The organism is Desulfosporosinus cupriresistens (genome assembly GCF_001707885.1).
In the GTDB taxonomy this organism is placed as follows: domain Bacteria; phylum Bacillota; class Desulfitobacteriia; order Desulfitobacteriales; family Desulfitobacteriaceae; genus Desulfosporosinus.
The window spans coordinates 22994-30498 of the sequence record NZ_MASS01000051.1; the positions used below are offsets into that span (position 1 = coordinate 22994).

10 protein-coding genes are annotated in these 7505 nt (G+C 43.1%); all 10 read right to left on the reverse strand.

Annotated features, from left to right (window positions below; all coding sequences use genetic code 11):
* Window positions 1-51: 51 nt before the first annotated feature.
* Window positions 52-828 (reverse strand): threonine/serine exporter family protein, encoded by a 777-nt coding sequence (locus tag DSBG_RS16940; protein WP_242877707.1) that lies wholly within the window; start codon window positions 826-828, stop codon window positions 52-54.
* Window positions 825-2909 (reverse strand): SpoIIE family protein phosphatase, encoded by a 2085-nt coding sequence (locus DSBG_RS16945; protein WP_068965450.1) that lies wholly within the window; start codon window positions 2907-2909, stop codon window positions 825-827. The genes DSBG_RS16940 and DSBG_RS16945 overlap by 4 nt, the downstream gene beginning before the upstream one ends.
* A 332-nt stretch (window positions 2910-3241) precedes the next feature.
* Window positions 3242-3631 carry a S1 RNA-binding domain-containing protein gene (locus DSBG_RS16950; RefSeq protein WP_009617271.1) on the reverse strand — a complete coding sequence of 130 codons (390 nt, stop codon included), beginning with the start codon at window positions 3629-3631 and terminating at the stop codon, window positions 3242-3244.
* 100 nt (window positions 3632-3731) lie between these two features.
* Complete coding sequence (locus tag DSBG_RS16955) at window positions 3732-4043, reverse strand: FtsB family cell division protein (RefSeq protein WP_068965451.1); 312 nt, start codon at window positions 4041-4043, stop codon at window positions 3732-3734.
* Entirely contained in the window at window positions 4018-4260 is a 243-nt protein-coding gene (locus tag DSBG_RS16960; RefSeq protein WP_009617267.1) for a sigma factor-like helix-turn-helix DNA-binding protein, read from the reverse strand. Before DSBG_RS16960 ends, DSBG_RS16955 begins: the two co-directional genes overlap by 26 nt.
* Before the next feature lie 138 nt (window positions 4261-4398).
* Window positions 4399-4905, reverse strand: coding sequence for a spore cortex biosynthesis protein YabQ (gene yabQ / locus DSBG_RS16965; RefSeq protein WP_068965452.1), 507 nt, complete (start codon window positions 4903-4905; stop codon window positions 4399-4401).
* 36 nt (window positions 4906-4941) lie between these two features.
* Window positions 4942-5220: a sporulation protein YabP gene (gene yabP, locus DSBG_RS16970; RefSeq protein WP_068965454.1), complete on the reverse strand. Its 279-nt coding sequence runs from the start codon at window positions 5218-5220 to the stop codon at window positions 4942-4944.
* A 245-nt stretch (window positions 5221-5465) separates the two neighbouring features.
* Window positions 5466-5729 (reverse strand): RNA-binding S4 domain-containing protein, encoded by a 264-nt coding sequence (locus tag DSBG_RS16975; RefSeq protein ID WP_068965456.1) that lies wholly within the window; start codon window positions 5727-5729, stop codon window positions 5466-5468.
* Window positions 5730-5868: 139 nt separating this feature from the next.
* Window positions 5869-6144: an HU family DNA-binding protein gene (locus DSBG_RS16980; RefSeq protein WP_009617259.1), complete on the reverse strand. Its 276-nt coding sequence runs from the start codon at window positions 6142-6144 to the stop codon at window positions 5869-5871.
* 84 nt (window positions 6145-6228) lie between these two features.
* A partial coding sequence (mazG, locus tag DSBG_RS16985; RefSeq protein ID WP_068965458.1) for a nucleoside triphosphate pyrophosphohydrolase occupies window positions 6229-7505 on the reverse strand: 1277 nt, incomplete at its 5' end.

Here is a 7505-nt window from a genome sequence, read left to right on the forward strand (position 1 = left end):
AACATATTCTTGCTCATTTTGAGACATTTCTGTCTTTTTGTGCGAGGAGCCTTAAGGTAAATTCCCACCAATCCACAAATAAAGTGTCAAAACAGACCCGACACCCGAAGCGATTGCAAGCGCAACCCCAAACGCTTCCACTCCGCGAACTGATGCCGAAATAAGATCTTCGAATAGGGCATCCCTGACTGACGTCGTGATCGCTAAGCCAGGTGCCAACACCATAATTGAACCAATGACTGCCAAATCGAATTGAACCCCCGGCCAAAATTGTCTGATCGCCAGATTTGCAAGAGCAGTCACCGCACCGGCAATCGCTACCGAAACGAAATTTAGAATCTCCTTTCTCTGAAGGAATTCCATTACAAACATGACCAATAACCCGGTAACCCCAGCCACAAAAACAGAACCCTTATGGGCTCCTAATAAATAACTGAAAGCAGCACTACCGCTTGCTCCCGCTAAAAGACGAATCCCTGTGGGATACCGCCTTGGCAAGCGATCTACCTTCAACAGCTCCTCATATGCAGTTTCAACCGTTAAGATTTCTGCTGAGAGTTGCCTTGAAATCCGGTTTACCTCTAGTACTTTGGCTAGGTTAAATCCACGGCGATGAATTCGGACAACGCGAGTATTTGTCTTCAACCCCTCGTTTATTGTACAAAATATCCCTTGAGGAATTGCAAAGACGTCCGCGGTTTGCGCTCCACCTGCCAGGGCCATGCGTATCATGGTCTCCTCAACACGAAAGGTCTCTCCACCATTCTCTAAAATCAATTGTCCCGCCAAAAGGACAAGCTCAGCAACATCAGCCATATAAATTATCACTCGTTCCAATAGTTTTTTCGAATAACAAGAATGATTCCATCATCATCCAAGGCTCCCCCACTTAGCTCTCTGGCTTCCTGTCCAATGAGATCGGCGATTTCCTGAGATTTGTTAAAGGTTGTTTTCTCCAAATAATCACGAATCCAATCCGTACCTTCTTTTAAAACGTCTTGCACCCCATCCGTTAATAAAATCAACGTTTCTCCACTCTGCATCTCTGTCTCAATAACCGGTGTGTCAATTTGATTTAAGATACCTGCCGGAAGGCTAGACGAGGTGAAAGATTTCACTCCGTCAGGTGTGATCAAATAGGAGGAAGAAGCTCCCACTTTAATGAGTTTCAGATCGGCTGATTCTAAGTCAAGAATTGCCATATCAATCGTTACGAAACTTTCTTCGGGGGAACGCAGCACCAAGATGGAGTTAAGTGCCTGAATTGCACCCTCTGGATCAAACCCTGTCGTCAGGAGCTGCTCAAGGAGGGTCAACGCCGTTGCACTCATCTTAGCCGCGCTCTCTCCCACACCCATTCCGTCACTTAGAATAAAAGCATGCTGTGTTGTAGCGAATGCTATAGAGGCATAATTGTCCCCACTCATAGCATTTCCAGTTTTCGTAAATGTGGTTACACCTACATCAAGAAAATGGCGACGACGGCGAGCTAAATTTGATGGCTTTACTACTTCCCAGTTATGCTGGGTGTGCAGCTCTTTAGCAAGATTTCCTATAACTTGCGAGACGTTAAGGAACTGACGTGACAATGCTTCCTGATTCAAGACTAGACGTCGACGCCACGTCTCCTGACTCTTTTCTTGTTCAATTATGAATTGCACGCCTAACAACATTTCCTTTAGTCGTCCGCAATGACGTTTCCATTCAACGGGTAGATTCTTCAATTTAACATCAGCTTGGCTCTCGATCATTCCAAAAAGTTCGAAGAAAATATGGTATGTTTTATAAAATTCTCGGTTCCAGCAGGCATCCATAGTTGGGCAAGAATGACAGACACGCTCTACCAACACGTTCATGAGTTCCGGAATTTCCGGGCGCATCTCAAATGAATCTGCTTCAGCGGCCTGATAGCTTAGAGCAATCTGATCAAAGATCTCTGCCAAAGCCTTTACTTTCGAGACGGTTGTTTCAACCTCTGGAATCACCTTTGGTTTTAAAAAATCCTTTTGGGGAGTTGCTCCCGGCCATAGAAAAAAGAGTAAAAGACCAACTGTTGATGAAATTAGTTGTGTATATATTGCCTCTTGCCGCAAAAAGACTGTTAACATTAGCATAACTGCAATAAAAGCTGTTCCAATTCCGATCTTGCCAAATCGGCGAAATGCACCTGTGCAAAATCCAGCCAAACCATAAATTCCAGCATCCATGAGGTTTTGGGTATTTAAGGTTAATTGAGGCATAAAACCAAGAATTCCCCCAACACCCGCTGAAGTCCCCGCTCCGTACCGCTCCGATATAAATAAAGTAAAGAAACTTAACAGAACCACGGAGAAATTAACGCCTATAACTTGAACGCCTTGTAGGCCACTGATTACCCCAATAAGGATAAAAAGCCAGGCAATTCCTTGTTCACGCTGGAATTCGCCCCTCCAAATAGCCTCCTGATGGCCCATCGCAAACCAGAAAATAATTGCAAACCCTCCTGCCAGAACACTATGAAGACCGACTGTTAGAAACGCATAGAGGTCCGGCCTTGTTAGGTTAATAGCTAGAGAGGAAATGAGCGCTACCATTAAACCAGTCAGGGTAACTAAATATATTCCCTCGTGCTTTTTCTTGCGTATGTGAGGCAAGATTACCGTCAACGCCGCCAGTATTACCATAACTTGTAGGAAAAAAGAAATGTCTTTCAGTGAAATCACGCCGATTAGAACACCCAGTAAACCAAAGAAAAATCCACTTTCACCTCTTAGGAGCAACGCTGCCCCAAATGCAACTCCGAAGGGATGAAGGCTCAAAATACTGCCTCGCGCCAACAAACCTCCCAGAACCAGTGGAAGGAACGCGCTTTCCATTGAAATTCGACTGCGCAGGCCTTGATCTAACTTTAACGTTGCCCATTCTGCCATAACGTCACCTCTTACCTATTTATGGTAATATTATAGCTCACATATATAGCAAAGCTTGTCTAGTAAAGTCAGTAAAGCCCAGCAACTTTCGACGTTGTTCATAATAATTCTCTATATAATTCCGCCTTAACCCCATAGCACTCTTAAATGTACCGGCATTTTCTCAAAAACGATATAGAAAAACTTGGCTGGCGCCCACACGCGAAGACACTGTCTTCGCACGTATTAACCCTTCTTTTTAGCCACATGCGCAGCGGCGGCCTTAGTTGCCGCTTAAAAATTCTTTTGTTCTTGTCTAGATATAAGAAAAACCGCCTTTCGGCGGTTACTTACTAGTATCTACTTGAACCTCTGCCTCCACGTTTAGAATCTGTGGCCCGACGAAATTCTGTCTGACGCTCATCACTGTCTTTTATAAACTTAGCCAATTTATCCTCAAAAGATACGGTTGGCGGAAGACGGCGTTCACGGCTCACATTACGAATAGTAGGATTTGCTTGTTTAATTGAAAGCCCGATTTTCCCCTTTTCATCAACGTGAATGACTTTCACTTTAACATGATCCTGTTCCTTTAAATAATCTCGGACGTCTTTGACATAAGCATCAGCGACTTCCGAGATATGTACGAGTCCGGTTACTCTATCCGGCAATTCAATAAATGCTCCAAAGTTCGTGATCCCTGTCACGACTCCTTCAACAATAGTGCCAACGTCAATGGCCATACGAAGTAAACTCCTCCTTGTGATGATCTATCTATACTTACTCTATATTATATGCAGCACATTTCATGCCTGTCAAGGTGAAGAAGAACAATGTAGGGTACTAATTCTTGGGAGAAATGAGAATTTCGCCATGTTTTACGAGTCCTAACTGTTCTCGAGCCAATTTTTCAATGTAACTTGGGGTATTTAACTGAGTAATTTCTTCATGAAGAAGTTTCTCCTGCTGAAGCAAGGTTACCTTTTCCTGATTCAAACTTGCTAATTGTCCTTCGACCTGAGAACGGAGTTTCCATATTTGCCATGCTGAGCTACCGATTACTGCAATTGTAAAACAAAGAACAAGGGCAGAACCGCTACGAAGTCGAACCCGCTGCCCATTTTTTGTCTTAATCTTCTGATGAGCCCTCTTCATCCGATTCCTCTCCTCCTAAACCAAGCTCTCCGCCCGGGATAATACACACAATCTCATAACCTTTGCTTCGCGCACGAGTTAATAAAGTTGCTACTGAACTTTGACTGAGATGAAGTTGTTTGGCAATGCTTTCAAGAGACCTTCCACTTTCTTTAAGAATCACCGCTTGGCGTTCTCTAAAACTTAGTTTTTCCAGACCCCTAATTTCAAGTTGCACTGTGGCACGCCCTTGCTAAAAAGTTATACACAAAGTGTGGATAATCTGTGGACAGATCACTTACAAACCATGGACATATTGATAGTGTAACTCCATTATAGCTACTCTCCATTAGGGAATCAATCCCCCTGGAAAATTTTACCCATTAATATTGGGTGGCAAGAGACGCCTCCACCAATCCTTCACCCTCCTTTTCATACGCGAAATTGGCTCCACGAGGATAAATTCTCCGATTCGATAGAGGAGCAGACTGAACCAGTGTAATATTGCATAGGGTGGTCGCATGATAAAAATGAGTCCTCTAATCGGAATTTTGATTCCCCTGTGGATAAGATCCGCCAAGTACTTCATAACCCAATAGATTCCAAAGAAGCAGCGCACGGAAAAACGGCTTAATATTCTAAGATATAGAAATAGGCCCAGCAAGCTGCCCCAAATAATATAAAAACGAAAGGCCAGCGCATTTGCCCTTTCAAAAAAACGGAAAAGAATAAACAACGCAACTAAAGAAAAAAGCACATCTCCTATAAAAGTCAAAACCCGTCCCCAACCTTGCCAATGTCGAAACGAACGATAAAAATCAAAAATAAATCCTACAGTCGCCCCCGCCACAATTACCCAAAAAAACGTTACAAACTCTGAGATTGTTCTTCCTCCTTCCCTCTGACTATCAAGGCCTTGTTAACGGAAAACCCGGTTCAAAAATCCTTGACGAGAACCTCCGTTGGAACTTCTTTGATAGATCAAAGCACCGACATGCCCCTCAATATCAACCAAACCCTGCTCGAGACTAAGCAATTTGATACCTAACTGGTCCCCTTTAATACTCAATATTCCAAGTTCGGTTTCCAGAACGATTTCCTTGGGGTCAAAGGACTGAACCTTGTGTACTCCTGTCAACGCAATTTGTTCTCGATTTTCCATGACAAGGCGATGTCCTTTGCCAACTTTGTCCACCATGCCCCATCCCCCTAACTCTATTTCTTCATAAACCCTATTCGCCTTGCTCGTCCTTTAGAAGTCAGTTTCTAGAAGGAAGTAAGGAAGAAGAGTCCTATGGACACTAATGCGCTTTGCTGCTTTGAGAATAATCCCTCCACTGACTTGGCTCTCGATTAAAATTAGGATCTGGGAAGGATTTATATAAAGAAACTGACATTAACCTATAGGTTCAAATTAGAATAAAAAAGACAGAGTCTTCAACATTAAGACTCTGTCCTTCGTTCATCCCGAATCAATTCATAGAGCGTTTGAGCTTCGTTGGCCCTTATACTGTTTGGTGTTGCTAATACCTGAACTTCAATAACGTGATTTCCCATCTCCAAGATGACTCGGTCTCCCACCTTGATTTCTGCTGAAGGTTTGACAATTCGTCCATTGATTTTGATCTTTTCCCCATCGCAAACATCTTTGGCAATCGTGCGACGTTTAATAAGGCGAGAAACCTTTAAATATTTATCAATACGCATGTATACCCCCCTTTTAGAGAAGACTGGCGCCGCTACAGGTTACACTTATGCGCTAGCTATAACAAGAATGCTCTGAATGGTACTAAAAATCAGGTTCCAGAAAGAACCTGGAACCTGATTTTTAACGATATCCGAAGACTCATTTTTGGACCGCATCCTTGAGTGCCTTACCAGCTTTGAAGCCAGGTACCTTGGCCGCAGGAATCAAGATTGTTTCCTTAGTTTGTGGATTTCTTCCGGTTCGTTCCGCACGCTCTTTGACTTCGAAGGTCCCAAAACCAACCAGTTGCACCTTCTCACTTTGTGCCAAGGACTCCTCGATTACCTCGAAAACAGCTTTGACTGCCTTTTCTGCATCCTTCTTGGACATGTCAGCCTTTTCTGCAACAGCGCTAACTAATTCCGCCTTATTCAAAATAGTCCCTCCTAAAATAACTGATCTTATCACGACAATTATATTTCGCGATAAATAACCAATCTCCTGCTTTTTTAGGTTATATCACATTAATTTACTTCTTTTTTCTTGAGATTTTGCCTTTTCCCAGTAAACATCCATTTCATCCAGAGAAAGTTTATGGAAATCCAGACCTTCTTCTTGACTTAAATCAACCATTTTCAGGAAACGATTTTGGAACTTATGTATGGTATCTCTGAGAACTTCTTCAGCATCAAGCTTTAAAAACCGAGATAAATTCACAAGAGCAAACATCAAATCGCCGAGTTCTTCGCGAATCCCTATTCCATCGGCTAAAGCATTTTTAAGCTCTTGTAATTCTTCCTGAACTTTCTCCCAAGGACCCTGAATATCTGACCAATCAAACCCTATCTTGGCCACTCTACGTTGGGTTGAAGTAGCCAACATCAGAGCCGGTAAACCCAAGGGATCCTGGAAGAAGGCTACCTTTTCATTTCCACTTGCCTTCTCTTCTTTCTTGATTCTATCCCAGGTCAGGATGACATCATCGGATGTTTCGGCCTTCTCCTTCCCAAAAACATGAGGATGCCTACGAATCATCTTTTGAATAATACCATTAAGTACGTCCTGGAGTTCAAATTCACTTGCCTCGGAAGCAAGTTGAGTATGAAAAACTACTTGTAATAATAAGTCTCCCAACTCTTCGCACAAATTATACATATCTTGTTTCTCAATCGCATCAATGACTTCATAACTTTCTTCAATCAAACATGATTTTAATGTATCGTGTGTTTGTTCACGGTCCCATGCACATCCTTCCTTAGAGCGTAAGGTCGCCATTACTTTGGTCAACTTAGAAAAGGAGATCACTTCTGAGTTCGGCGGCAAAACAATCGTGGTTAAGTGATCGTATGTTCCATGATCCATCTCGTAGAGTGGCAGCCTGTCCACCCGTTCGAGCTGGGTACCTAGGGCCTGTGCAACATACACCCAGGCATCATCCGGGTACGAAGTCATGAGATCCAATTTGACCTCAGAAGCAATCAATTTATTGTACACCTGAGGAATAATAAGCCATTCCTGCCCGGTCAACCCTACGTCTCTAAGGGCATCATAATTACGTATTAATACTCCATCAATCGGATCGAACTTTAAGACTCTAAAAATCTCATCTACAAAACTCACAGCTGGATGGATCACGATTTCATAATCCTTCGCGAGCTTTTCTCCGATAAGTTGAACGGTTTTTTCCGCAACCATAGGATGCCCAGGAACTGCGTAGATAACCTCAGTGCCCTTTTGCAACTCCATTCGCAACAGTTCCGTAATTCTTTCATAAACCGCCTCGAAGGAGGATTCCG